General features: G+C 35.8%; 29 protein-coding genes and 2 pseudogenes. 29 read left to right on the top strand and 2 right to left on the bottom strand.

The annotated features are described in order from the left end of the window. Positions 1 to 115: 115 nt before the first annotated feature. From NSQ49_RS25820 to NSQ49_RS25835, 4 genes are all read left to right on the top strand, one after another. Entirely contained in the window at positions 116 to 835 is a 720-nt protein-coding gene (locus NSQ49_RS25820; RefSeq protein ID WP_159871900.1) for a GntR family transcriptional regulator, read from the top strand. Between the two features lie 44 nt (positions 836 to 879). Continuing rightward, a complete protein-coding gene (gene argH / locus NSQ49_RS25825; RefSeq protein WP_159871897.1) occupies positions 880 to 2,352 on the top strand; it encodes an argininosuccinate lyase in 1,473 nt (490 codons plus the stop codon). 100 nt (positions 2,353 to 2,452) lie between these two features. Then, the gene (locus tag NSQ49_RS25830; RefSeq protein WP_159871894.1) at positions 2,453 to 3,478 is read left to right on the top strand and encodes a TAXI family TRAP transporter solute-binding subunit; all 1,026 of its coding nucleotides are present in this window, start codon (positions 2,453 to 2,455) and stop codon (positions 3,476 to 3,478) included. Positions 3,479 to 3,670: 192 nt separating this feature from the next. Further along, positions 3,671 to 5,332 (top strand): TRAP transporter permease, encoded by a 1,662-nt coding sequence (locus tag NSQ49_RS25835; protein WP_159871891.1) that lies wholly within the window; start codon positions 3,671 to 3,673, stop codon positions 5,330 to 5,332. A gap of 1,127 nt (positions 5,333 to 6,459) precedes the next feature. Here NSQ49_RS25835 and NSQ49_RS25840 read toward each other — a convergent pair. Then, positions 6,460 to 7,818 carry an IS1182 family transposase gene (locus NSQ49_RS25840; protein ID WP_159871992.1) on the bottom strand — a complete coding sequence of 453 codons (1,359 nt, stop codon included), beginning with the start codon at positions 7,816 to 7,818 and terminating at the stop codon, positions 6,460 to 6,462. 218 nt (positions 7,819 to 8,036) lie between these two features. Here NSQ49_RS25840 and NSQ49_RS25845 point away from each other — a divergent pair. The 9 genes and pseudogenes from NSQ49_RS25845 to NSQ49_RS25885 all read left to right on the top strand — a co-directional run bounded on the left by NSQ49_RS25845 (position 8,037) and on the right by NSQ49_RS25885 (position 14,662). Beyond that, a protein-coding gene (locus NSQ49_RS25845) for an IS1182 family transposase (protein WP_159871978.1) occupies positions 8,037 to 9,385 on the top strand; the annotation gives its coding sequence in 2 pieces (ribosomal slippage) (positions 8,037 to 8,601 and positions 8,601 to 9,385; 1,350 coding nt in all). Between the two features lie 306 nt (positions 9,386 to 9,691). Next, a pseudogene (locus NSQ49_RS25850) lies at positions 9,692 to 10,023 on the top strand (CoA-disulfide reductase); the annotation flags it as partial. 240 nt (positions 10,024 to 10,263) lie between these two features. Next, complete coding sequence (locus NSQ49_RS25855) at positions 10,264 to 10,737, top strand: hypothetical protein (RefSeq protein ID WP_159871496.1); 474 nt, start codon at positions 10,264 to 10,266, stop codon at positions 10,735 to 10,737. Between the two features lie 371 nt (positions 10,738 to 11,108). Then, positions 11,109 to 11,426 (top strand): annotated as a pseudogene (locus NSQ49_RS25860) (rhodanese-like domain-containing protein). Positions 11,427 to 11,452: 26 nt separating this feature from the next. Then, entirely contained in the window at positions 11,453 to 12,025 is a 573-nt protein-coding gene (locus NSQ49_RS25865; RefSeq protein WP_061792519.1) for a sulfurtransferase TusA family protein, read from the top strand. A gap of 15 nt (positions 12,026 to 12,040) precedes the next feature. Then, positions 12,041 to 12,430, top strand: coding sequence for a DsrE/DsrF/DrsH-like family protein (locus NSQ49_RS25870; RefSeq protein ID WP_061792518.1), 390 nt, complete (start codon positions 12,041 to 12,043; stop codon positions 12,428 to 12,430). Between the two features lie 13 nt (positions 12,431 to 12,443). After that, the gene (locus NSQ49_RS25875) at positions 12,444 to 13,580 is read left to right on the top strand and encodes an MBL fold metallo-hydrolase (protein WP_159871498.1); all 1,137 of its coding nucleotides are present in this window, start codon (positions 12,444 to 12,446) and stop codon (positions 13,578 to 13,580) included. A gap of 12 nt (positions 13,581 to 13,592) precedes the next feature. Further along, positions 13,593 to 13,826 carry a sulfurtransferase TusA family protein gene (locus tag NSQ49_RS25880; RefSeq protein ID WP_061792516.1) on the top strand — a complete coding sequence of 78 codons (234 nt, stop codon included), beginning with the start codon at positions 13,593 to 13,595 and terminating at the stop codon, positions 13,824 to 13,826. Positions 13,827 to 13,882: 56 nt separating this feature from the next. Beyond that, complete coding sequence (locus NSQ49_RS25885; protein ID WP_061792515.1) at positions 13,883 to 14,662, top strand: sulfite exporter TauE/SafE family protein; 780 nt, start codon at positions 13,883 to 13,885, stop codon at positions 14,660 to 14,662. Here the strand turns inward: NSQ49_RS25885 and NSQ49_RS25890 are convergent. Then, positions 14,659 to 14,835 carry a hypothetical protein gene (locus tag NSQ49_RS25890; protein ID WP_169799751.1) on the bottom strand — a complete coding sequence of 59 codons (177 nt, stop codon included), beginning with the start codon at positions 14,833 to 14,835 and terminating at the stop codon, positions 14,659 to 14,661. The genes NSQ49_RS25885 and NSQ49_RS25890 overlap by 4 nt on opposite strands. A gap of 114 nt (positions 14,836 to 14,949) precedes the next feature. Between NSQ49_RS25890 and NSQ49_RS25895 the strand changes: the two genes are divergently transcribed. From NSQ49_RS25895 to NSQ49_RS25970, 16 genes are all read left to right on the top strand, one after another. Beyond that, positions 14,950 to 15,393, top strand: a complete 444-nt coding sequence (locus NSQ49_RS25895; protein ID WP_206698067.1) for a DUF2892 domain-containing protein — start codon at positions 14,950 to 14,952, stop codon at positions 15,391 to 15,393. Next, on the top strand, positions 15,386 to 15,772 hold the full coding sequence (locus NSQ49_RS25900) for a DUF302 domain-containing protein (protein WP_159871501.1): 387 nt from the start codon (positions 15,386 to 15,388) through the stop codon (positions 15,770 to 15,772). The genes NSQ49_RS25895 and NSQ49_RS25900 overlap by 8 nt, the downstream gene beginning before the upstream one ends. 288 nt (positions 15,773 to 16,060) lie before the next feature. Further along, positions 16,061 to 17,635 carry an IS21 family transposase gene (gene istA, locus NSQ49_RS25905; protein ID WP_174752390.1) on the top strand — a complete coding sequence of 525 codons (1,575 nt, stop codon included), beginning with the start codon at positions 16,061 to 16,063 and terminating at the stop codon, positions 17,633 to 17,635. Then, positions 17,632 to 18,396 (top strand): IS21-like element helper ATPase IstB, encoded by a 765-nt coding sequence (istB, locus tag NSQ49_RS25910; protein ID WP_174752389.1) that lies wholly within the window; start codon positions 17,632 to 17,634, stop codon positions 18,394 to 18,396. Before istA ends, istB begins: the two co-directional genes overlap by 4 nt. A 43-nt stretch (positions 18,397 to 18,439) precedes the next feature. Continuing rightward, complete coding sequence (locus NSQ49_RS25915) at positions 18,440 to 18,817, top strand: hypothetical protein (RefSeq protein WP_061792514.1); 378 nt, start codon at positions 18,440 to 18,442, stop codon at positions 18,815 to 18,817. A 15-nt stretch (positions 18,818 to 18,832) separates the two neighbouring features. Beyond that, the gene (locus tag NSQ49_RS25920; protein ID WP_061792513.1) at positions 18,833 to 19,096 is read left to right on the top strand and encodes a metal-sensitive transcriptional regulator; all 264 of its coding nucleotides are present in this window, start codon (positions 18,833 to 18,835) and stop codon (positions 19,094 to 19,096) included. An 83-nt stretch (positions 19,097 to 19,179) separates the two neighbouring features. Beyond that, positions 19,180 to 19,407 carry a sulfurtransferase TusA family protein gene (locus tag NSQ49_RS25925; RefSeq protein ID WP_061792512.1) on the top strand — a complete coding sequence of 76 codons (228 nt, stop codon included), beginning with the start codon at positions 19,180 to 19,182 and terminating at the stop codon, positions 19,405 to 19,407. Between the two features lie 67 nt (positions 19,408 to 19,474). Continuing rightward, positions 19,475 to 19,954, top strand: a complete 480-nt coding sequence (locus NSQ49_RS25930; RefSeq protein WP_061792511.1) for a DsrE/DsrF/DrsH-like family protein — start codon at positions 19,475 to 19,477, stop codon at positions 19,952 to 19,954. Between the two features lie 40 nt (positions 19,955 to 19,994). Beyond that, positions 19,995 to 20,354, top strand: a complete 360-nt coding sequence (locus NSQ49_RS25935) for a rhodanese-like domain-containing protein (protein WP_061792510.1) — start codon at positions 19,995 to 19,997, stop codon at positions 20,352 to 20,354. Between the two features lie 18 nt (positions 20,355 to 20,372). Beyond that, entirely contained in the window at positions 20,373 to 20,669 is a 297-nt protein-coding gene (locus NSQ49_RS25940) for a rhodanese-like domain-containing protein (protein ID WP_061792509.1), read from the top strand. Between the two features lie 52 nt (positions 20,670 to 20,721). Then, positions 20,722 to 21,297: a sulfurtransferase TusA family protein gene (locus NSQ49_RS25945; protein WP_061792508.1), complete on the top strand. Its 576-nt coding sequence runs from the start codon at positions 20,722 to 20,724 to the stop codon at positions 21,295 to 21,297. Between the two features lie 12 nt (positions 21,298 to 21,309). Then, complete coding sequence (locus NSQ49_RS25950) at positions 21,310 to 21,543, top strand: glutaredoxin family protein (RefSeq protein WP_061792507.1); 234 nt, start codon at positions 21,310 to 21,312, stop codon at positions 21,541 to 21,543. 11 nt (positions 21,544 to 21,554) lie between these two features. Next, on the top strand, positions 21,555 to 21,950 hold the full coding sequence (locus NSQ49_RS25955) for a DsrE/DsrF/DrsH-like family protein (protein ID WP_159871504.1): 396 nt from the start codon (positions 21,555 to 21,557) through the stop codon (positions 21,948 to 21,950). A gap of 49 nt (positions 21,951 to 21,999) precedes the next feature. Continuing rightward, positions 22,000 to 23,127: an MBL fold metallo-hydrolase gene (locus NSQ49_RS25960; RefSeq protein ID WP_061792505.1), complete on the top strand. Its 1,128-nt coding sequence runs from the start codon at positions 22,000 to 22,002 to the stop codon at positions 23,125 to 23,127. A gap of 25 nt (positions 23,128 to 23,152) precedes the next feature. After that, entirely contained in the window at positions 23,153 to 23,380 is a 228-nt protein-coding gene (locus NSQ49_RS25965; RefSeq protein ID WP_061792504.1) for a sulfurtransferase TusA family protein, read from the top strand. A gap of 50 nt (positions 23,381 to 23,430) precedes the next feature. Further along, complete coding sequence (locus tag NSQ49_RS25970; protein ID WP_061792503.1) at positions 23,431 to 24,207, top strand: sulfite exporter TauE/SafE family protein; 777 nt, start codon at positions 23,431 to 23,433, stop codon at positions 24,205 to 24,207. Positions 24,208 to 24,230: the final 23 nt, after the last annotated feature.

Here is a 24,230-nt window from a genome sequence, read left to right on the forward strand (position 1 = left end):
CATAGAACCTATATTTCGAATCATTAAAATTTTCAATAGTGCAATTGGTTTTGGTATGTTAAAAAGGTAATAAACGGAGAAATAAAAAACAAAATTTGAATAAAGAGGAATTAAGATGAAGGAATTAATTAACGAACATAGTGGCATTCCATTGTACTACCAAATAAAGGAGCTCATCAGGGAAAAAATCGAAAATGGTGATTGGAAAAGTGGTGATAAAATTCCGAATGAGGTAGATTTAGCAAAAAACTTTTCTGTTAGTAGATCTACCATGAGGCAGGCTATATTGGAGTTAGTTAACGAAGGTATTTTAACAAGAAAGAAAGGTGTGGGCACCTTTGTTTCTAAGCCTAAAATTGAGGGGAACTTTATTAGCTTTACTTTTCCTGAAGAACTAGGAACAAAGCATACTCCAATTAGTATAAATGTTATAGAGGGTACAGCGGGGAAATTAAAAGTGCTTAATTTAAAAGATCAGGAAAAAGTATTTGAAATCATTCGCTTAAGATTTTTTAATGATGAGCCTGCTGCAATTGAGAAATCTTATATCCCAGTTGGTCTTATTCCAGACTTGCTTGATAATAATCTCGAAGGAAAGCTTATTGATCTAATAACTGAAAAATACGGAATTATAATGACAAAATATCAGAACTCTATTGAGCCTGTGCTACTAGATTCTTTTGAGGCAAAAATTTTAGAAGTAGAACAAAATCAACCTGCTTTAAAGATAACAAAGTTAGTAATGACCCCACAAGGAAGTCCAGTTATTTTATTTACTAGTATTATTAGGGGAGACAGATGTAAAGTCCAATTTAGTTCAGAAATTCAACTCTGAGATTAAATTGTTTCTTAAATATTAAAATCAAAGGAGTGATTTTTTTGAGAGAAAGATTAAAAGTTGATCTTTCAGATGAGGTAATTAATTATCTTCTTTTGCCAGCTTTAGAGGCTGAGCAAAAGAGATCCTTTACTAATATTATGGATATTAATAAAGGACATTTAGTAATGTTAATTTCCAATGGAATTGTTACGCGTGAGGATGGGCAGAAAATTATGGAGGCGCTTGAAGAGATAAATCAAAAGGGTGCCTCTAGCTTAGAATTAGACCCTAAATTAGAGGAGTTATATTTTAATATAGAAGCTGCTCTCATAAAGATAGTAGGTGTTGAGGTTGGTGGTCAACTTCATACCGGCCGAAGTAGAAATGATTTATATGCCACCTTGGCAAGGATGAACAGCAGAGATAATCTTCTGAGCATTTGTGAACAGATCATTAAGCTTCGAGAAGAAATTATTAAAATAGCCGAAAACACGCTTTATACTGTTTTAACAGGTTATACTCATATGCAACCTGCAGAGCCAGTAACACTTGCTCATTATCTGTCGGCTATTCTCTCAGCATTAGAAAGAGACTTTAAACGATTTAGACAATCCTTCAACCAGACCAACACCTCCCCACTAGGTGCCGGAGCAATGGCATCAACATCTTTTAATATTGACCGCAAAGAAACTTCACAACTACTAGGATTTAACAACGCAATGGCTAACTCAATTGATGGCGTGGCTTCTAGAGATTACGTTTTAGAAGCGCTTTCAGCTATGAATATATTTATGAACAACTTAAGTCGTTTTAGTCATGACCTATACATATGGTCTACTGATGAATTTGGAATTGTTGAAGTAGGGGATTCGGTAGCTGCTAGCAGCAGCATCATGCCACAGAAGAAAAATCCAATTACATTAGAGCATATCAAAGCAAAATCAGGACATATAATTGCTGCTTTAGTTTCAGTAACTAGTTGTTTAAAGAACACTTCTTATGGACATAGTCGTGATGCCACTGAAAGCTTTAAATATCTATGGGATGCTTTCTATGAGGTAGACTCTTGTCTTCACCTTATGACAGCGACAATCAAAACATTAAAATTTAATGAAGAAAAAATGTATATTCGCTCATTAGAGAACTTCTCAACAGTTACTGAGCTTGCTAATACAATCGTTCGCGAGGCAAATATTTCATTTAGAGAAGCACATCAGGTTGTAGGGCACCTAGTAAGTGAAATGATAGATAAAAAAATACCGGTTTCTAAAATAAACTCAGAGATCGTTAAGGATATATCAAAATTAGTATTAGGTAGAGAAATAATTTTATCTAAAGACGGTATTCAAAAGGCTTTAGATCCGATATATAATGTCGAATCAAAGAATACAATTGGTGGCCCAGCGCCAGAGGAAGTTAAAAAACAGCTGCAAAAATTAAATGAAGTACTCAAGCAGGATAAAGAATGGTTAACTGAGCATCAAGGTATTTTTCAATATAAAAAGCAACAATTGTCAAAAGCTCAGGTGTGAAAATACTAACTAGGTAAAGGGGGGGCAAGATTTAATAGGTTTAGTAGAGTAATAAGGAAAGGGTTGAGTTAATAAAAAATTGATAGGGGGAGAAAATTAAATGAAAAGCACATTGTCAAAGTTATTTATTATAGTTGCTGCTTTAACTCTTGCTCTTGTAGGTTGTTCTCAAAGTAGCACTTCGAAAACTAATGATAGCGGAAGTACTGATAAGGAAAAAGCAGAAGAACATAGATTGCTCTTAGGCACTTCTAGTCAAGGTGGTACTTACTATGTATGGGGAGGCGGCTGGGCAGATATTATCGGAAAGAATGTCCCAGGTACTGACATTGCTGTAGAAGTTACAGGTGGTCCAAATGCAAATATTCAATTAATTGAAAATGGAGAGATGGATTTAGGCTTTGTGACCGCTTGGCTTGGAGGCGAAGCCTATAACGGAGAAGGTTGGGCAGATAAAAAATATACTAAGATTCGTTCGATTTTTCCAATGTATGCTAGTGTCATGCATATGTACAGTTTAAAAGATAGTGGTATTACTAGCATTAGCGACTTTGATGGTAAAAATGTTAGTACAGGTGCTCCAGGAAGTACTAGTGCTGAAGCAGGAAATGGGCTATTAGAGGTATTAGGATCAGAGCCGGCTAGGGTTAATGCCATACCAACTAATACCGCAGTTGATGGTTTACGTGATGGAACAATCGATGCTGGTTTTGCGGTCACAGGAGTACCGGGGCCTTTCATGCTTGATCTTGAAACTACGCACGAAGTTCAGCAAATTGGTTTAACTGAAGATGAAATGAAAAAGGCACTAGAAAAGTATCCTTATTGGTCTGAGGCAACTATTCCGAATGGTTCTTATAAGCACCAAGAAGAAGATATTTTACTGCCAGGCTTTTGGAACATAGCAATTGCATCATCTGAATTATCTGAAGATTTAGTATATAATCTGGTGAAAACAACATTTGAAAAACATGAAGACTTATTAGCAGTGGACCCAAGTGCTAAAGAAACGCTGGTTGAGAATGTTAAGTATAGTACTGTCCCGTACCATCCTGGTGCAGTTAAGTATTATAAGGAAGTTGGAGTTGAAATTCCTGATCACCTTATGCCTCCTGAATCAAAATAGAAATTTCTTATTATAGAAAGAAATTAAGGGAGTTCGATAATTTTCCAAAAGGAGACTTCTTGGTTAATAAAAAAGGTCAAGAAGTCCCCATTATAATTATATATAATCCTTTATTTTCTAACAAATAATATGTATCTACAAAATATGAGATAAAATTTCAAACTAAAGGAATCTGTTATCGGGAGGTTCGCCGTGTCTGAAGAAAAAATAGCTGATTTGAAGATTCAAGAGAATTCTGGCTCAAGGAAAGCTCTTAGTGGGATAGAGTTAAAGCTTTTCACCCTTATAGCAGTATTTATGTCGTTATTTCACCTATATGTGCTAGGCTTTTATCCAATTACACCATGGGTTTTATACACAGTCCACTTAGGACTTGGGGCAATATTGATATTTATGATTTACCCAATGAGGAGGTCAGCCTATAAAAGCTTATTAGCTAGCATTATTGATTATATTTTTATATTGCTAGTTTTATTTGCAGGTTCTTACCTAATTATTGAAATGGACGAATTAATTTATAGAATAGGTGTCGCCCCTACCCCATTGGACTTGTTAGTGAGCATCATTTTAATTGGAGCTGTTTTGGAAATTACCAGAAGAACAACGGGATTAATTCTCCCGATCCTAGCTTTAATTTTTATCCTGTATGCACATTTTGGAAAGTATATTCCTGGTGACCTTGGACACCGGGGGTATAGCTGGGATCGTATATTAAGTTATTTAAATAGTATGGATGCAATATTTAGTGTGCCCATCGGTGCGTCCGCAACCTTTGTATTCTTATTTATACTCTTTGGATCTTTTTTAGGAGTTACTGGAGGAAGTAGGTTTTTTATAGACTTTGCAATTGGTGCAACTGGTGGAAAAAGAGGAGGACCAGCCAAAGCAGCTGTTGTTTCAAGTGCTTTATTTGGTTCAGTTTCTGGAAATTCAGTGGCGAATGTGGTATCAACGGGTGTTTTTACTATCCCATTGATGAAGAAAATAGGTTATCCCTCCCGTTATGCTGGTGCGGTGGAATCAGTAGCGTCAACTGGCGGACAAATTATGCCGCCTATATTAGGATCAGCCGCTTTTATTATGGCTCAATTGTTAGGAACTTCCTATCTTAATATCGTTTATGCTTCTATCGTACCCGCATTATTATACTTTTTTACAGTCATGATTATGATTGATTTACAGGCGGCCAAATTAGGCTTAAAGGGTTTACCTAAAAATGAACTTCCGAACATAAAAAATGTTCTTATAAAAGAAGGTCATTTATTTATCCCATTGTTAGTTCTAATTTTTACAATGACCATTTTAAATACAAGTCCAATTAAAGCAGCAATTTGGGCAATTGCATCAACAATTATTGTATCTTTTTTTAAAAAGCATACAAGGATGACCTTTTCAAAACTCATTAATTGTTTAGCTGACGGTGCCCAATCTGCTCTTGGAATGATTGCCGCATGTGCAACTGCTGGGCTCGTCATCGGGGTTTTAAATTTAACAGGTGCTGGGCTAAAATTTGCTTCATTGATTTTATCATTGGCTGGGGATAATTTAGCATTGGCTTTAGTAATGACTATGTGTGCAACGATTATATTAGGAATGGGACTTCCTACAACCGCAGCCTACTTAATAACAGCCGCAGTTGTTGCCCCAGCATTAATTCAGATGGGAGTATCTCCTTTAGCTGCACATATGTTTGTATTCTATTTTGCTTGTTTGTCAGCGTTTACACCACCTGTAGCACTAGCAGCATACGCAGCTGCAGGTATTGCTGATGCGACTCAGAACAAAGTGAAAACATATCTCCATCGATTGCAAAAACAAACGTATCAGCTGTTTTTATTTCTTTTTTATCGTTAATAATAATTTTTTCATATGGGATATATACTTTTACAATGTGGGTATAGCTAGCCTCACCTGGATTGGGCTTAGCTTCTTGTATCCAGATACGAATATTTTCTGATTCAAGACCTCCCCATCCAATTGACTCCGCATTGTATTTTTTATGGTAAAAATCTGATGCAACATGGTGTATGTATGGCATCGATAGTATTTGGTACATAAATGTTTTTGTAGTTTTGTCTTTTATTTCTATTACTTCTCCTTCACCTGCAACTTCTGCAGAAGCACCGCTACCAACAGTGAAGAATGCTATCGCTAAAATTAATAAAATTTTCTTCATTTGTTCACTCCTATATTGTCATCTTTGATAACTGTCACTGTTCTGCGTTCAATTCCCATATAAACTTTTCCTCGTATTGCTTAAGCTGTTGTTTCACCAGTTCTAATTCATAGAAACTTATGTTTGTTTTTTCAACAATTTCTTCGTTTGATTACCTTCTTTCAGGAGTGTTCTTGCTTGCTTGTATCTTTCTACCTCAAACTCGAAATAACCATGATATAATAATTTGAGCTGCTCTCTTACGTCCTTTAATTCCACATAGCTTGTTGGTATCATACGAACAAGTTCTTTATCCGTTTTTCCCAATTGAGTTAAAGAAATAACAGAGAAAATTGGAATCAGCCGAACCACATTTTATGATTATTTAAAAAATCGCCCTGCTAAGTAGGATGATTTTTTATAATGGTATAATCTAATTCCATTAATTGCATTTTGACAATAAAACGGATTCATTGATAAATTATTTAAGGCTCTCTTCTGAATTCGGGGGATAGATTATTTGTTTAACAAAGGAACAAAAGTAATATTTGAATCAAAAATTTATATTATTCATTGGATTTATGATAGTGGGTATTGCGAAATAAAAAGAGATAATGAAATTAAATTGGTTAAATTTTCAGAACTCTCACCCGTAGATTGACGTAACAACAAATAATATAGAATGAGAGCCAATAAGCACCCTAATAGGGTGCTTCAGTTTGTAGACAAAAAGAGTTCGGAATAGTCTCATTCCGAACTCTTTTTTTGATTATTTGTAGGACTTCAAGTAATTACAGAGAATTGCAGACCTCTCCGAGGTTATCATTTAGGCCATTTCTGGACCTTGCCAAGTCCAGTTGGCCATTTTCTTCAAATTCATGGCAGCGAAAGTAAGCATCGCCTGCATCGACATTTTTTTAAGTCCCCTGAGGGTTGTCCAACGCATGCCATGCTTTTCTTTTGCATCTGCGAATACTCGTTCAATTGTTTCTTTGCGTTTTTCATAGATCGGTTTGACGTCTTGATGGTGGCGAAGATGATCTGCTTCTTCCACATGTTCCTCCCACACATGACGTTGAATCAGTTTTTGATGTGCTTGACTCTGTGTGCATCGAGACAAGAAAGGGCATCCAGCACAAATTCGAGGATCTGATTTATATTGACGATACCCTTCCTTTGTAGTTGTAGTATATTTTAATATCTCACCAGTTGGGCAAATGTAACAGTCAAAATGCTCATCATAAACATACTCATGTTTTCTGAAGAAACCCTCTTTTGTGCGAGGTCGTGTGTAAGGTAAAGCAGGTGTGATGTCGTTTTTCAATAAGTAGCTCGTGATAGCAGGTGTTTTATAGGCTGCGTCTGCCGCAACAGCTTTTGGTTTACTAACTTTCTCAATGACTTGTTCTACCAATGGCTCTAAAATATGACTATCATGCGTGTTACCAGGGGTTACAATTGCGCCTAACACGAAGCCGTTGCGGTCTGCGGCCGCATGGAAAGAATAAGCGAACTGTTTTGTACGCTCATCTTTTACATAGTAGCCACTCTCTGGATCTGTTGTACTTTCCTTGATTTCTTTGTATTCTTCTTTATCAAACTTATCTGGTGGAAACGGCTTTTTTCCATGATCCTCGCGGTCTTGGTTAATCTCCTCTTGAAGGCGTTCTTGATAAGCACGGGTTTCTTTTCGAACAACTTTCTTTTCAAATTTGCGTTTATTTGCACTCGCTTTTACATGAGTAGAATCTACAAAAACGTGTTCAGCACTAATTAAATTCTTTTCAGCTGCGGTTTTTAAGATTCGGTAAAATATTTGTTCAAAGAGATCGGTGTCTTTAAATCGGCGCTCATAATTTTTACCGAAAGTTGAGAAGTGAGGAACTTTATCGTGAAAGCCATATCCTAAAAACCATCGATAAGCCATATTCGTTTTCAATTCTTCAATTGTTTGACGCATGGAGCGAATACCGAAGGTATATTGAATAAATGTGAGTTTAATTAATATTACAGGGTCAATACTTGGGCGGCCTTTTTCTGAATACTTATCTTTTACCAAGTCATAGATGAATGAGAAATTAATCGCCGCCTCAATTTTGCGGACCAAATGGTCCGCCGGTACAAGTTCGTCTAAAGCAACCATTTCAATTTGATCCCGTTGAATTGGATTATGTTTTGAAAGCATTTAAATCACCTCAAGCATTGTATTACTTCTATTTTAAAATAAAAAAGACTGCAGACAAGCACGATTTTCATCGAGTTTGTCGACAGTCTGAAGCACCCTAATAGGGTGCTCAGGCTGTCGAGAAACTCTCGACAGCTTTTATTTTTATCATTAACTTTATTAATTCACTGCGTTAATTTGATATAATATAATTAATTTTACTTAGGATGGTGGATGGCATGTTCAAACCGAAAAGAGAATCACAAAATGAAGCGGAATTTGTTTTTATTGAAGATTTAGTCCCTGAAGATCATCTTTTAAGAAAAGTTGATAAGTACATAGATTTTTCTTTTATCGGGGAGAAAGTCCGTCCCTTCTATTCAGAGAATAACGGGCGTCCTTCGGACCCCATTATGCTTTTTAAGATGATGTTCATTGGTTACTTTTATGGCATCCGTTCAGAACGACAATTAGAACGGGAAGTACAGATGAATGTGGCGTACCGATGGTTCCTTGGCTTGAAGCTCAATGATCCTGTTCCGGACCATTCAACCATCAGTTGGAACCGGCGAACTCGTTTTAAAGATACAAATATTTTTCAAGAGATCTTTGATGAAATTGTCCATCAAGCCATTAGTCATAAAATGGTCGGTGGAAGAGTTTTATTTACTGACTCCACTCACCTTAAAGCGAATGCAAACAAGCACAAATTCACTCGTGAAGAAGTAGAAATTGAAACTCGGGAATATATAGATGAACTTAATAAAGCTATTGAGGAAGACAGGTCAAACCACGGAAAAAAGCGCTAAAAGAAAGAGAGGAGGTGACAGAGACCAAGGAAATCCGAAAAAGTACAACCGATCCAGATTGCGGATTCATGTCCAGGGAAAATAAGCAGGAAATGTTCTGTTACTTAGACCACCGAACAACGGATATGAAGTTCAATATCATAACGGATGCCTATGTTACTCCTGGAAATGTCCATGACTCTATCCCTTATCTTTCTAGATTGGATCGTCAGATCGATCGTTTTGGATTTAAAGTAGAAGCAGTGGCACTCGACTCAGGTTATTTAACGAATCCCATTTGTAAAGGGCTTCACGACAGAAGCATTTTTGGTGTAATTGCACATCGGAGATATCAGCCGACCAAAGGATTATTTCCAAAATGGAAGTTTACCTATCATAAAGAACAAGATATCTATGTTTGTCCAAATGGCCAGAAGCTAGTTTATCGCACAACAACAAGAGAAGGGTACAGAGAGTACAAGTCTGATTCTAAAAAGTGTTCAGAATGCCCACTCCTGAAGGAGTGCACAAGGTCAAAGAACAAACAAAAGGTCCTAACACGCCATGTGTGGGAAGAATTTAAAGAGAAAGTGCGCCTAAACAGACTCTCCCTCTCCGGAAAAATTCTTTATAAATATAGAAAAGAGAAAGTTGAGCGAAGCTTCGCAGATTCAAAAGAACTGCATGGGCTTCGCTATTGCCGGTTACGGGGATTGCACAATGCGAGTGAGCAAGTATTACTCACCGCAGCGTGCCAGAATATGAAAAAGATCGCCACTCACCTAGCCAAGCTAGGATAATTGTGGCGATCTATTGTTTTTCCATAAAAAAAGCCTATTTTTAAGTCAGTAATTGAGAAAATAAAAAAAGCTTGTGGAAAAATCATACCTTTCTCCACAAGCTGAGCACCCTAATAGGGTGCTTATTTTATACATGATAGTGCACTTAACATCTGACTCTCAGGCATATCCGATAAAGAGGATAAAGTCGAACATACAATTGGATTGGATACTGCTGTCGATAAACTTGATTTTTTACAGGCAACTATGCCAACGCTACTGCGCCAGCCAGCGGATCTCGCACTCAATTATGAATGGCAATCTTTCGTAAGAAATAAATTAGGAGAAATCCCAAAAGATCAGACTGTTTATGTTAGTTGCCAGGTTGGATTAAGAGGATATTTAGCAAGCCGTATCCTAAAAAATAATGTATACAAAGTTAAAAATGTAGATGGAGGTTGGAAAACATATTCCTCTGTATACGGCACCAATATTAGTAAGAATACTGAAACTAAAAAAATGACATTGGTATGAACAAATTAAGTAGCAGACAAGTCATAGAGATTCATGTGCTGATTAGGGTGCCTTGAGTGACTTGCCAGCGAGCTCGGACGAAAAATGCTGGTCATACACTTTTAAAAAGAATAAAAGTAATTTAAAAAAGCATGACTCGTATTTTCGAGTTGTGCTTTTAATATTTTCCAAACACTCAATGTTTAAGAAGTGAAAAATATAGCTGTTGAGAAAGGTGAAAAAATAATAAGGTTGCAATTGCTGATTGTGAGTGAGATATAAATTCTGAAGCGAAATGACATTCATATTAGATTGTAATTTTGGAAAAGTTAATATTTATAGGAGTTATTGCCATTTTCAGCACCGGTGAGAAGGAAGGAGTAGATATGAAAACTACACGAAGGGTTATGTGGGGATTATTAATTTTTCCGTTATTAACTATTCCTTTTATAGGGAAGAAATCTTTTTTTCGTTTTTTACCCTCTGCTACCTTTGTAACACTGCTACTTTCGATTATAAGTGAAATAGCACATTCGAGACGTTGGTGGAAAGTAAAAACCCATATTATTCCGGATTTAGTTACAAATGTATCATTTGTTTTAAGCCTCTTTTTCATTGGGACACTTTGGGTGTTTAAATTTTCATTTGACAATTTATTTAAGTATCTTGGAATCAATCTGATTTTAGATTGGTTGTTTGCTTATCCTTTAACCAATTTATTTCAAAGAATGAGGATTTTTCGGTTAATTCATTTTAAGCAGCAGTATATCTTTTTTATGTTTATCAGTTTTGCAATTTTTATCTACGGATTTCAGAGAACCATTGAAAAATACATTAATAAAAATAAAATGACTGTATAAGTAAAGACCCTGCAAAAATCAGCAGGGTCGAACATTTTAAATATAGTAGAACCAGGTGCAAACATGTTCTTTGTGATGGGTTAGTGAAGTCAGCTGCAAGGATATTTTCTGGGTCTAACCCCAAAGCCCCGTAGTTCCCCTACTGCAACTCCACCTTCAACAACAATTTTTTTATAGTTACTCCTTTTAAATGTTATACACCAAAATCCCTATGGATTTATATGATAATTGAAAAATTAATAGATGGGATAAAATCATAACGTCTTAAAAATACTGGAGTAAAAACCCTGTGATTAATTTCCATTTTCATAAACATAAAAATACTTTATTGACAAAACCTATTACAGAAAAAGTTGTAAGGAGTGATTAAAATGGCTGGGAAAACCATACTGGATGAAATATTACCCGAAGAAGTTTCAAAAAATATAAAAGAGCGAAGAGTCCAAAACATCATAGATGTCCGTGAATATGAAGAAGTAGCTCAGGGGAAAATTCCTGGTGCTCATCATATCCCTTTGGGTGAACTACAAGATCGAATTCATGAAATTGAAAAAGATAAGGAGCATATTATGGTATGCCGATCAGGAAGCCGAAGTGGGATGGCGGCTGAATTTTTAAAAGAATAAGGATATAAGGTGAAAAATATGGTTGGTGGTATGTTGGCATGGAAAGATGATATTGAAAGATAATAAATGAAGAAAGGAGGGAAAAGTTGATGGAGGTTACAGTAAATAAGGTGTTGGATGCTAAGGGTTTGGCATGTCCTATGCCAATTGTTAGAACAAAGAAAGAGATGACGACACTTGAACCTGGACAAGTCATGGAAATTCAAGCAACCGATAAAGGGTCGACAGCTGATTTAAAAGCTTGGGCTGATAGTACCGGTAATCAATATTTAGGAACAGTTGAAGAAGGAAATGTATTAAAACATTATCTTCGTAAGGCTAGATCTGAAGAAGAAAGACCAGAAGCTAAGCATCCCGATGTTGTCAGTTTAGATGACCTGTTAAATATGCTAGAAGGTAATGAAAAAATTACCGTACTAGATGTAAGAGAACCAGCAGAATATGCCTTTGGTCACATTCCAGGTTCCATTAATATACCGCTTGGAGAATTAGAACACCGTTTCGAAGAGTTAAATAATGAGGAAAATCTCCATATTATTTGCAGAACCGGTACACGTAGTGATTTTGCAGCGCAACAACTAACAGAAAAAGGATTTAAAAACATAAAAAATGTTGTACCTGGTATGAAGGATTGGACCGGACCAATCAATAAAAGTCATTAAATAAGGAGGAAAACAATGAAAGTAGCTATCATAGCCGCAAATGGTGGAATGTTTGATGCTTATAAAGTTTTTAATATTGCAACAGCCTCTGCTGCAACGGATGCGGAGGTTGGAATTTTCTTTACATTTGAAGGATTAAACCTCATTCATAAAGAGGGACATAAAAATTTACCTTTGCCTCCAGGTGCTGAACATTTTCAAGAGGGGTTTAAAAAAGCAAATGTGCCTCCTGTCGAGGAACTAGTTTCAATGGCAAGTGAGATGGGTGTTAAGATGATTGCTTGCCAAATGACGATGGATGTCATGAGTCTAGAAAAAGAACATTTTGTAGAGGGAATTGATGTTGGTGGTGCTGTTACTTTTTTAACCTTTGCTAAAGATGCGGACGTAACACTTACTTTTTAAAGGAGATTTAAAAATGGATACAGAAACGGCTGTCAAAACCATAACGGTAAAAGAACTTGCCAGAAAAGTATTAAATCATGAAGATTTATTCATTTTAGATGCACGAAACACAGATGATTTTGATGATTGGAAAATTGAAGGGAAAAATGTGGAAATCATTAATACTCCCTATTTTGACTTATTGGAAGGTGTTGATTCCATTGAAGATAAGTTACCTAAAAATAAGGAAATTTATGTAATATGTGCAAAAGGTGGTTCCTCAGAGTTTGTAGCGCAACAAATTTCAGAAGCTGGCTTTACAAATGTTTACTCTGTTGAGGGCGGAATGAAAGCATGGAGTGAACATTTAGAACCCATAAAGATCGGTGAATTGAAAAATGGCGGAGCTATTTATCAATTTGTCCGTATCGGGAAAGGCTGCCTATCTTATCTGGTTGAATCAAACGGAGAAGGCGCCATGATTGATACAAATCGAATGTTAGAACCATACGAAACCTATATTAAAGAGCATAACATTAAATTAACTCATGTTTTGGATACTCATTTACATGCTGACCACATTTCTGGAGGAAGAAAACTGGCGGAAAAATTAGGTGCAACCTACCACCTCCCACCAAAAGATGCAACAGAAGTCACCTTTGATTATCAACAAATAAATGATGGTGACGAATATGAGGTGGGCAAGACAACCATTAAAGCCGTCTATTCTCCAGGGCATACTATCGGTAGTACATCGTTTATCATTGATGATCAATATTTGTTAACCGGGGATATATTATTTATTGATTCTATTGGACGACCAGATTTAGCAGGAAAAGCAGAAGATTGGGTAGGAGATTTACGAAATACGTTATATAAACGTTACAAAGATCTCGCTGATAATTTATTAGTCTTGCCTGCTCATTATATGGGTATCAATGAAATGAATGAAGACGGCAGTATTTCTGAAAAACTTGGTGCTTTATATCAAAAAAATCATGGATTAAATATCACAGATGAAAATGAATTTAGAAAAACAGTAACTGAAAACTTACCGCCACAACCAAATTCCTATCAAGAAATTAGGGAAACAAATATGGGGAAAATTACTCCAGATGAAGAACAGCAACGAGAAATGGAAATTGGACCAAATCGTTGTGCTGTCAGATAAAAGGAGGAAATCATGACTGGACAAGTTGACAAAGTGTTAGATTGTAAAGGATTAGCATGTCCAATGCCGATTGTAAGAACAAAAAAAGAAATGGATACATTAACTTCGGGTCAAGTGTTGGAAATTCATGCGACAGATAAAGGGGCAAAAAATGATTTAACCGCTTGGGCAAATTCTGGTGGTCATGAGCTAATAAAAGATGAGGAAGAAAACGGTGTTCTAAAATTTTGGATAAAAAAAGGTTGAAAAAATGTGAGAGGTAACTATCACGGTTACCTTTCCTTTTTATTGGAGGGATGTAGGTGGATCTCGTTTTTATAGTGGTTATTTTTTTAATTGGTTTTATAGGCTCTTTTATTTCCGGGATGGTTGGAATTGGTGGTTCTATTATAAAATATCCCATGCTTTTATATCTACCACCATTATTTGGTTTAGCAGCCTTCAGTGCACATGAAGTTTCAGGAATTAGTGCAGTTCAAGTTTTTTTCGCAACCATCGGTGGGGTTTGGGCTTATCGTAAGGGTGGATATTTAAATAAAATTTTAATCATTTATATGGGTGTAGCAATATTAATAGGTAGCTTTGTTGGTGGGTATGGCTCTAGGCTCATGACAGAAAGTGGAATTAATTTGGTTTATGGAATTTTAGCTTTGATTGCAGTTGTGATGATGTTCTTGCCTAAAAAAGGAATTGATGAAATTCAACTGGATCAAGTGAAATTTAATAAATGGCTTGCTGCGGTTCTTGCTTTAATTGTAGGAATTGGAGCAGGTATCGTGGGGGCTGCTGGTGCATTCATTCTAGTTCCAATCATGTTGGTGGTGTTAAAAATTCCAACTAGGATGACCATAGCTACTTCATTAGCCATTACATTTATTTCTTCAATTGGCGCCACTGTTGGAAAAATCACAACCGGACAAGTAGAATTTTTTCCAGCACTTATTATGGTAATAGCAAGCCTAATTGCCTCTCCTCTTGGTGCTAATGTTGGAAAAAAAATAAATACCAAAATCCTTCAATGGATTTTGGCATTATTAATATTAGCTACGTCAATTAAAATATGGTCAGATATATTGCTTTAAGATACTTTACCACTTTCAACATACAGTTCAAGAGCAGGATGGTATTCCTTTTGATAATGAAGATTCGGACATGATTTTATAATAATTCCTTTATAAATATTGGATTTATTCGTTTCTAATGTTTTTTGGCATTGCGGACATTTTTCATTAAAAAGACGGCTCAATAAGCCCATAACATTAACTCTCCTTTATCCCGTTAATTCCTATATATATAATAGGAATTATAATAGAAAAATAAAAAAACTTCAATACGTTAGTACAATATATGGTACCGGAGGAAAAACGGAATGAACATCAAATATTTTTTTCCGCCTACAACAACAAAAGTAAATAGGAATACCCGTCAGAGAATTAATGATAAAATTCACAAGAAAACAAAAGCTACAATCAATAGCATACGTGCTAAAAATGAAAACGCCATTAATGCTCGAATAAAGGAATTAGATTATGAATGGGATACTGAACGTGTTTTGGAAATCAATTTCGCAGGTATTGTTTTAATTACATCAATATTAGCATTATTCCATAATAAAAGGTGGATCACCCTCGCAGGGATTGCCAGTATTTTTATGGTCCAACATTCTCTACAGGGGTGGTGTCCTCCATTACCAATCATAAGAAAATGTGGAGTCCGTACAGCAAATGAAATAATTAATGAAAAGATGGCTCTTCAAACAATCTTAGAAAACAAAGAGAACACAAAAAATCTTAAGGAGTATCAAAATGTTTGATTTTACGGTTACAACGGATAAAACCATCCATGATGCTATTCAAAGATTAGAGGAGAAATTAAAAGAAGAGAAATTCGGTGTTTTATGGATGTTTGATATTAAGGATAAGCTTCAAGAAAAGGGTATTGAGTTTGAAAAAGAGTTTAAAGTGCTTGAAGTTTGTAACCCGATTGAGGCGCAGAGAGTTTTAAGTGAAAATAATATGGCGGGTTATTTTTTGCCCTGCAAGATTGTGGTTTACGAAGATAAAGGACATACTCATATTGGAATGCCAAGACCCACAGCGCTTATAAGTATGTTAAATGATAACAAAATGGAGAATTTAGCCAAAGACATTGAAGAGCGACTCATTAACTGTATGAATAAAGCTGTGGAATAAATTAAAAATAATCGGGAACCGTTCAAATCACTCGTTTTGGCGAGTGATTTTTATTCAATAATAATTTTTTTAATTTCTTTTATTGACACCATACCCAATAGGGTATATTATAAGTCGTGTAAGTGTTAGTCCTTTTAGAGGAGGGCAGTTGTGACTGCTAAACTAAAGTAGACAGTTTTTGCTAGATAAGATGAAACACTTATTTACCCTAATATACCAGTAAAATATATAGCTCCTCCATTGTATGATGATGGTTTGATTCTTAAATCATTGGAGGGCTGAGAAAAGGTGGATAAGTGGGAAATGTATATGGAAATTCAGCAGTTACTCAAGAAAGGTTTTAGTAAATCCAAAGTAGCAGATAAACTGGGGGTATCCAGGGCAACTGTATATCGGCATCTTAAGAGATCTCCTTCGGAGATGGCAGAATGGGTTGAATCTTTACAAACAAGAAAGAAAAAGTTGGATCCTTATAAAGAGTTAATCTTGAATTGGTTAAGGGAACATCCTGATCTTTCAGCAGCACAAGTAGAAGATTGGTTGATGGAAAGGTATAAGGAACAACTTGAAGTGGGTGAAAGCACAGTCCGTGCTTACGTAAGGGAGCTAAGAGTTGAATATAAAATAGCTAAGGAATCTTCACCAAGGGATTATGAAGCAATACCTGATTCACCAATGGGGGAACAGGTCCAAGTTGACTTTGGGCACACCAAGCAGAAAACGTCTGATAATAAAGAAGTAAAGCTGAACTTTATTGCCTTTGTGCTATCTAACTCGAGATACAAATATAAAGAGTGGTTAGATCGCCCCTTTACAACTCAAGATGTCATTCAAGCTCATGAAAATGCTTTTCAATGGTTTTGTGGGATCCCAGGAGAACTCGTGTATGATCAGGATAGCTTAATTGTGGTGAGCGAGAATGGCGGAGATCTCATTTTAACGAAAGAGTTTCAGCACTATAAGCAAACTCGAAATTTAAACCTTCGGGTTTGTAGGAAAGCCGATCCAGAAAGCAAAGGGAAAATAGAGAACGTTGTAGGATTTATTAAGTACAATTTCGCCAAGTATAGAGTGTTCAATAATATTGATTCTTGGAATGAGCAAGGATGGGAATGGCTAAATCGTACAGGTAATCGAAAAATCCACAACACAACAAAAAAAAGACCGGTCGAAGTGTTCTCCTTGGAAAAGCAACACTTAAGACCAGTCTCAGGAAACATTAATTTCCTAAACAATCATGAAAATAGTATAACAAGAAGCATCCATAAGGACAATACCATACGGTATTTATCCAATAGGTACTCCCTTCCACTTGGAACTTTTCATAAGCATGAAATGGTCTCAATAAAAGAAACAAAAGACAGAGAACTATTAATCTATAACTCTGAGACAGGAGAACTCCTGGCCAAACATCAGATTCCGGATGGTAAAGGACAATTAATTAAAGACAGAAAGCATACAAGAGATCGCTCAAAAGGAATCGATACATTTATTGATACTGTGGCAAAACGATTCGAAGAAACAGAAACGGCCTACGATTACTTGGATAAACTTCGTGAGAAGTACCCACGGTATATTCGTGATCAGTTACAAATGATACTAAAAGAAACAAAACAAAATAACGAGCAGCTTCTAACAGCAGCCCTCTCGGAATGTATCAAGAGAAACTTATATAGTGCAACAGATTTCAGCGATATCATTTTATACCTCAAGCGACAACGACAGGTTCATGATACAACAAACGACAAAGCTGAGACTGTTTCACCATTAAATAGCATATCCGGTTGGATAATAGAAACAGAAGCACAAAAGAGAAATGTAGATGCCTATACGGTTTTACTGGAAGAAGGTGATCAAAGTTGAATCAGCTTCAGGAGGTCCAAGATAAATTAAGGTCCCTTCGGTTAGCTGAAACAGCTGATCGATTGCCAGAGTTAATAAGAGAAGCTGAGAAAAGGGACTTGTCCTTTACTCAGTTTCTACTAGATGTAGTAACCTATGAACAAAAACGCAGAGATGAAAAGCAGCTGGAAAGGCGATTTAAGTGGGCGACGTTTCCCTTCCATAGTACTGTGGATGAGTATAATGTGAATGAGCAAAAGTCTTTGAGCAGTAAGAAGTTAAACCAGTTAAAAGATTTAACATGGATTGAGCAGCTATATAACATCATTTTTCTAGGACCGCCAGGTGTCGGTAAGACCCATCTTTCGATAGGTTTAGGAATAGAAGCTTTAAACCAGGGATATAAAGTGATCTTTACCACTATGGGAGATTTAATTCAGGCATTAAAGACTGAAGAAATAACGAGGAAATCCAAAACAAGAATGAAGCGAATAAGAGAGGCAGATTTGGTTATTATTGATGATTTGATGTTTATGGCAATGGATAAACAGGAAGCTAATATGTTCTTCCATCTCATTAACACCCTTTATAACCAAACCTCGATTATACTTACATCTAATAAAGGGCCTAAAGAATGGGGTGAGCTATTGGGCGACCAAGCCATCACGACAGCTATACTGGACCGGATCTTACATCGAGTGGAAATAGTTCATTTAAATGAAGATAGTTGGAGAATGAAACATCGAAAAACGATTTTTGGTGAACAAAGTGTCTCAAATTAATCAGCAAAAATTGTATCATTCTACTTGACGGTCACAGCAGTTCTTGAAGACAATTATTATTTTAAGTATTTTATTTGTTGGTAGTATCCTTTACAGAAGATACTTCCCTGTTTTAGGAATGTGTTGTAAAAAACTGGGAGAATTAGATAGAAGTACAATAGTAATTGATGTAAGAGACTATAATGAATCTTACAAGGATCCCATACCTGGAGCAATCAATATTCCAATTGCATATATTAACAGGCACTACAATGAAATCACCAACGGTGACTTACATGTAGTTGCTTCAAATAGACTTGGAAAAAATTTTGGAATACGATTATTGCGAAAAAAAGGTTTCCGGGTTGTTGGATATTCAATTACAAATAATAACAATATAATATTAAAGGAAAATCAAATAAGTTTAAGAACTTTTTGTTAAAAAGGAGGTAAGAAAATGGATTATAATGATCAAATTAAAAATCGAGTAAAACGTATTGAAGGACAATTAAGAGGAATTTTAAGAATGATGGAAGAAAATAAAGACTGCAAAGATGTTATCACTCAGTTATCTGCTGCGAGAACAGCAATTGATCGTACAATCGGCGTTATTGTCAGTGAAAATTTAGTGGAGTGTGTACAAAAAGCGAATGAAAATGACGAAAAAAGTATGGAAGAATTAGTGAAAGAAGCTGTTAATTTACTTGTAAAAAGTCGTTAAAAAAGGTTGACACCCTCTTTCATTTTGGTTAATAATATACCCATATGGGTAATGGTAATTATGACGAACTGGAGGAATAATAAATGAATATTACAAAAGTCTTAGATGCAAAAGGTTTAGCATGTCCAATGCCAATTGTTAAAACTAAGAAAGCAATAAACGAAATAGAATCAGGTCAAATATTAGAAATTCATGCAACGGATAAAGGCGCAAAGAACGACCTTACTGCTTGGGCTAATTCTGGTGGACATGAACTTATAAAACATGAAGAGGAAAATGATGTATTTAAGTTTTGGATTAAAAAAGGATAATTTTTTTATTATTTAAAATACCTGTACCAGTATAGGTTAGTTAAAATAACATTCAGGAGGTAACACCATGACAGATAAGAAAAAGACAACGATTGTATTGTTCAGTGGAGATTACGATAAAGCGATGGCAGCATATATCATTGCGAATGGAGCAGCTGCTTACGATCATGAAGTCACTATTTTTCATACTTTTTGGGGATTAAATGCCTTGCGTAAAGATGAAAATATTCCAGTGGAAAAAGGTTTCATGGAAAAAATGTTTGCAAAAATGATGCCTAGAGGTGCTGATAAAATGGGGCTATCCAATATGAACTTTGCTGGATTCGGTCCTAAAATGATTAAAGATGTAATGAAAAAGCACAATGCAATTCCATTACCTCAATTAATCGAAATGGCACAAGAGCAAGATGTTAAATTGGTCGCTTGTACGATGACCATGGATTTATTAGGTCTTAAACAAGAAGAATTAATAGATAATATTGAATATGCAGGGGTTGCTGCCTATTTAGCAGACGCTGAAGATGGTAATGTCAATCTGTTTATCTAATGGTAAATGGGGGGGTTCCCCGAAAAAGGAGGGGCTAAACTTGGAATATGTAAATTATATCTTGATTGGACTTTTCATATTTTTTATCATTCAACGCATTTTACCGGCAAAAGGTATTAGACATATATCCACATCGGAGTTAAAAAATGAGTTAAAAGATAAGAATAAGCAATTTGTCGATGTCCGAACACCTGGTGAATTTAAAGGAAATCACATCAAATCATTCAAAAATATTCCACTTCATCAATTGGATCAAAAAGCAAATCAACTTTCAAAAGATAAAGAGGTAGTGGTCATTTGTCAAAGTGGTATGCGAAGCCAAAAGGCAAGTAAGATGTTAAAAAAATTAGGATTTACAAAAGTAACTAATGTAAAAGGCGGCATGAGCGCTTGGTCATAATGAATGGAGGAATAAGCAATGAAAGTAATGACTGCAAAAGAAGTAGAAACATTATTACTTGAAGGGAAAAAAATAGATATTATCGATGTTCGCGAAGTGGATGAAGTGGCAGAAGGGAAAATTCCGGGAGCCATAAACATTCCACTAGGACTTATTGAGTTTCGCATGCATGAACTAGATAAATCTAAAGAATATATCATAGTATGCCGATCTGGTGCTAGAAGCGGTCGAGCTTCACAGTTTCTGGAAAGCTATGGCTTTAATGTGATCAATATGACAGGTGGAATGCTTTCCTGGGAAGGTAAAGTGGAATAAAAATTTTTAACTAAATTAATACCCGTGTAGGTATAAAACAGGAGGTTTAATAATGGAAAAAATAAATGTAAATGTGACACTGGATGCTAAAGGTTTAGCGTGTCCTATGCCAATCGTTAAAACGAAAAAGGCAATGAACCAATTAGAATCTGGGCAAGTTTTGGAAGTCCAAGCAACAGATAAAGGGTCAAAAGCCGATATCAAGGCATGGGCAGAAAGTACAGGTCATCAATATTTGGGCACATTGGAGGAAGGCGAAGTATTAAAGCACTATCTTAGAAAGTCTTCTAGTGATGAAACGATAGAAAGAAAACATCCAAATGTAATCAACAATGACGAACTTGAAACAAAATTAAATGCAAATGAAAACATTGTGGTACTAGATGTTAGGGAAACAGCAGAATATGCTTTTAATCATATCCCTAATGCTATATCAATCCCTCTGGGAGAATTGGAAAATCGATTAAACGAATTAAGCAAAGAAGATAATATTTTTGTGATTTGCCGTACTGGAAGCCGATCTGACCTTGCTTCGCAAAAGCTAGCAGAAAAAGGCTTTACTAATGTCATAAATGTTGTACCAGGCATGAGCGAGTGGACTGGAAAAACAGTTAGTTTAAATAATTAAGGAGGTCTATAAATGAGTTCGGTAACTGTCTATACCACAACACGTTGTCCGTACTGTGTAATGTTAAAGAACTTTTTATCCGATCAAAACATTCCTTTCAAAGAAGTAAATGTAGAAAGGAACCCGGAAATTATGCAACAGCTTGTAAATACCACAGGACAAATGGGAGTACCTCAAACTGAGGTTAATGGAAAATGGGTTGTTGGCTTTGATCCAAATAGTATCATGATGGCACTAAAAAATTAGGAGGAAAAACAATGAATAAAAAGGTAGCAATTATCGCAAGTAATGGTGGTTTATTTGATGCATACAAAGTATTTAACATCGCAACAGCAGCGGCAGCAACCGATCAGGAAGTAGCTATTTTCTTTACGTTTGAAGGATTAAACTTGATTCATAAGGATGCAAACAAGCAACTTCCGATGCCGGAAGGAAAAGAACATTTTGCAGAAGGCTTTGCAAAAGCGAATGTTCCAGCTATCCCAAAATTAGCTGCAATGGCGCAGGAAATGGGTGTTAAATTCATTGGTTGCCAAATGACAATGGATGTAATGGGTCTTGATAAAGAAGCATTTGTTGATGGTATCGAAGTTGGTGGAGCCGTAACATTTTTAGAATTTGCTAAAGACGCCGATATCACACTAACATTTTAATTGAGCAAATTTTTTTATAATATATTATACCATAGGGGGTAAAATTCAAATGACAGTAAATGCAATGACTTCAAAAGAGGTAACAAATAAAGTATTTAATAAGGAAGCTTTATTTATTTTAGATGTTCGTAATGAAAGTGATTTTCAGGATTGGAAAATTGAAGGTGAAAACTTTGAATATTTAAATATTCCATATTTTGAATTGCTTGATGGTGTAGAAGGAATCATTGGAAAAATTCCTACTGACAAAGAGGTTTTAGTTGTTTGTGCAAAAGAAGGATCATCTGTAATGGTGGCAGAAATGCTATCCGATGCAGGACTAACAGTTTCTTACCTAAAAGGTGGGATGAAAGCTTGGAGCGAACATTTAGAACCTGTTAAAGTTGGGGATTTAAAAGATGGCGGTGAAATTTATCAGTTTGTTCGTATTGGTAAAGGCTGTTTATCTTACATGGTTGTATCAAACGGTGAAGCTGCAATTATTGACTCAACTCGAATGACAGATGTCTATCTTGAATTTGCTGAAAGTATTGGCGCTAAAATTACTCATGTATTTGATACACACCTTCATGCCGATCACATTTCTGGAGGAAGGGTAATCGCTGAGAAAACTGGTGCGACGTATTGGTTACCACCAAAGGATGCAACAGAAGTAACATTTAACTATCAACCATTAGAAGATGGTAATGATGTAGAAATTGGTAACGTGAAAATCAATATCCATGCCTTATATTCACCAGGTCACACAATTGGATCTACTTCATTTATTGTTGATGAAAAGTTCTTACTTTCAGGGGATATCTTGTTCATTGACTCTATTGGTAGACCAGATTTAGCTGGTTTAGCGCAGGATTGGGTGGGAGATTTAAGAGAAAGTTTATATAAGCGCTATAGAGAATTATCTGAGGATTTAGTGGTTCTTCCAGCTCATTTTATGATTATCGAGGAATTAAATGAAGATGGAAGTGTTGCCGAAAAATTAGGAACACTTTATTCCAAAAATCATGGTTTAAATATTGAAGATGAAGCGGAATTTAGAAGAATGGTAACAGAAAATCTACCACCGCAACCAAATTCTTATCAGGAAATCCGTGAAACAAATATGGGAAAAATCAATCCTGATGATGAAAAACAACGTGAAATGGAAATTGGACCAAATCGTTGTGCAGTGAGATAAGTTCAAAAAACAGGAGGAATAAACGATGGAAGCAAATAAAGTATTAGACGCAAAAGGCTTAGCTTGCCCTATGCCAATTGTAAAAACAAAAAAAGCAATCAATGATCTTGAAAGTGGTCAGGTTTTAGAGATTCATGCAACGGATAAAGGAGCAAAAAATGACCTTACTGCTTGGGCAAAATCCGGCGGTCACGAGTTAATTAAACATGAAGAAGAGAACGGTGTTTTAAAATTTTGGATTAAAAAAGGTTAAAAAATAAGGGAACCAGTTTGGGTTCCCTTTTCTTAAAGGGAGGAAAAAACATGGAAATTGGATTTATAATTACAATTTTTTTAATTGGTTTTATTGGTTCATATATTTCAGGGATGTTAGGAATTGGTGGTTCTATTATTAAATACCCAATGCTTTTATATATTCCTCCGTTATTTGGATTAGCAGCTTTTAGTGCCCACGAAGTTTCGGGAATAAGCGCTGTTCAAGTATTTTTTGCAACTATTGGTGGAGTATGGGCATACCGTAAAGGCGGCTATTTGAATAAAACGTTAATTGGATATATGGGAGCAAGTATTTTAATTGGTAGTTTAATTGGAGGCTTTGGCTCAAAGCTCATGACAGAAGGTGGAATAAACCTAATTTACGGTATTTTAGCATTAATTGCAGCTGTTATGATGTTTATTCCTAAAAAAGGAATTGATGATATTCCTCTGGACCAAGTTAAGTTTAATAAATGGCTTGCAGCTACCCTTGCATTCATCGTTGGTATTGGATCTGGAATTGTAGGAGCAGCCGGGGCATTTTTATTAGTGCCAATCATGCTGGTAGTATTGAAAATTCCAACTCGTATGACGATTGCTTCATCTTTAGCTATTACATTTATATCCTCAATTGGTGCAACTGTAGGGAAACTTACAACTGGTCAAGTAGAATTTTTACCATCCTTAATCATGGTCGTTGCAAGCTTAATTGCCTCTCCATTAGGAGCCATTGCCGGGAAGAAGGTAAATACAAAAATTCTTCAGGTTGTATTAGCCTTATTGATTTTAGCTACAGCAATAAAGATTTGGATGGACATTCTTTAAGTTTGGATAATATAAAATAGCGG

The sequence above is a fragment of the Cytobacillus sp. FSL R5-0377 genome, assembly GCF_038004385.1.
In the GTDB taxonomy this organism is placed as follows: domain Bacteria; phylum Bacillota; class Bacilli; order Bacillales; family Cytobacillaceae; genus Cytobacillus.

Coding starts and splice junctions, on each gene's coding strand:
- NSQ49_RS25820 (WP_159871900.1), top strand. CDS start 116: ATGAAGGAATTAATTAACGAACATAGTGGCATTCCATTGTACTACCAA.
- NSQ49_RS25830 (WP_159871894.1), top strand. CDS start 2,453: ATGAAAAGCACATTGTCAAAGTTATTTATTATAGTTGCTGCTTTAACT.
- NSQ49_RS25840 (WP_159871992.1), bottom strand. CDS start 7,818: ATGCTTTCAAAACATAATCCAATTCAACGGGATCAAATTGAAATGGTT.
- NSQ49_RS25855 (WP_159871496.1), top strand. CDS start 10,264: ATGAAAACTACACGAAGGGTTATGTGGGGATTATTAATTTTTCCGTTA.
- NSQ49_RS25865 (WP_061792519.1), top strand. CDS start 11,453: ATGGAGGTTACAGTAAATAAGGTGTTGGATGCTAAGGGTTTGGCATGT.
- NSQ49_RS25870 (WP_061792518.1), top strand. CDS start 12,041: ATGAAAGTAGCTATCATAGCCGCAAATGGTGGAATGTTTGATGCTTAT.
- NSQ49_RS25875 (WP_159871498.1), top strand. CDS start 12,444: ATGGATACAGAAACGGCTGTCAAAACCATAACGGTAAAAGAACTTGCC.
- NSQ49_RS25880 (WP_061792516.1), top strand. CDS start 13,593: ATGACTGGACAAGTTGACAAAGTGTTAGATTGTAAAGGATTAGCATGT.
- NSQ49_RS25890 (WP_169799751.1), bottom strand. CDS start 14,835: ATGGGCTTATTGAGCCGTCTTTTTAATGAAAAATGTCCGCAATGCCAA.
- NSQ49_RS25895 (WP_206698067.1), top strand. CDS start 14,950: ATGAACATCAAATATTTTTTTCCGCCTACAACAACAAAAGTAAATAGG.
- NSQ49_RS25900 (WP_159871501.1), top strand. CDS start 15,386: ATGTTTGATTTTACGGTTACAACGGATAAAACCATCCATGATGCTATT.
- NSQ49_RS25920 (WP_061792513.1), top strand. CDS start 18,833: ATGGATTATAATGATCAAATTAAAAATCGAGTAAAACGTATTGAAGGA.
- NSQ49_RS25925 (WP_061792512.1), top strand. CDS start 19,180: ATGAATATTACAAAAGTCTTAGATGCAAAAGGTTTAGCATGTCCAATG.
- NSQ49_RS25930 (WP_061792511.1), top strand. CDS start 19,475: ATGACAGATAAGAAAAAGACAACGATTGTATTGTTCAGTGGAGATTAC.
- NSQ49_RS25940 (WP_061792509.1), top strand. CDS start 20,373: ATGAAAGTAATGACTGCAAAAGAAGTAGAAACATTATTACTTGAAGGG.
- NSQ49_RS25945 (WP_061792508.1), top strand. CDS start 20,722: ATGGAAAAAATAAATGTAAATGTGACACTGGATGCTAAAGGTTTAGCG.
- NSQ49_RS25950 (WP_061792507.1), top strand. CDS start 21,310: ATGAGTTCGGTAACTGTCTATACCACAACACGTTGTCCGTACTGTGTA.
- NSQ49_RS25955 (WP_159871504.1), top strand. CDS start 21,555: ATGAATAAAAAGGTAGCAATTATCGCAAGTAATGGTGGTTTATTTGAT.
- NSQ49_RS25960 (WP_061792505.1), top strand. CDS start 22,000: ATGACAGTAAATGCAATGACTTCAAAAGAGGTAACAAATAAAGTATTT.
- NSQ49_RS25965 (WP_061792504.1), top strand. CDS start 23,153: ATGGAAGCAAATAAAGTATTAGACGCAAAAGGCTTAGCTTGCCCTATG.
- NSQ49_RS25970 (WP_061792503.1), top strand. CDS start 23,431: ATGGAAATTGGATTTATAATTACAATTTTTTTAATTGGTTTTATTGGT.